At 68.3% G+C, this 249-nt stretch carries 1 pseudogene; it reads left to right on the top strand.

The annotated features are described in order from the left end of the window. Positions 1-249 (top strand): annotated as a pseudogene (locus PseAD21_RS29410) (type VI secretion system tip protein VgrG); the annotation flags it as partial.

Raw genomic sequence — 249 nt, 5'->3', positions numbered from 1 at the left:
GGCTATCGCAACCGCTTTCAGGCCACCCCGTGGGACGTGCCCAACCGCCCGCCATTGCGCCACCCGAAACCGCGCATCCTCGGCAGCCAGAGCGCCGTGGTCACCGGCCCGAAAGGCGAAGAGATTCACTGCGACCAGTACGGCCGGGTCAAAGTCCAGTTTCACTGGGACCGCGAAGGCCAGGCCGACGACAAGACCAGCTGCTGGCTGCGCGTGTCATCCGCCTGGGCCGGTGCCCAGTACGGCGGC

Origin of the sequence: Pseudomonas sp. AD21 (genome assembly GCF_002878485.1) — a bacterium.
GTDB lineage: Bacteria > Pseudomonadota > Gammaproteobacteria > Pseudomonadales > Pseudomonadaceae > Aquipseudomonas.
This window is presented reverse-complemented; position numbering and strand designations above follow the sequence as displayed.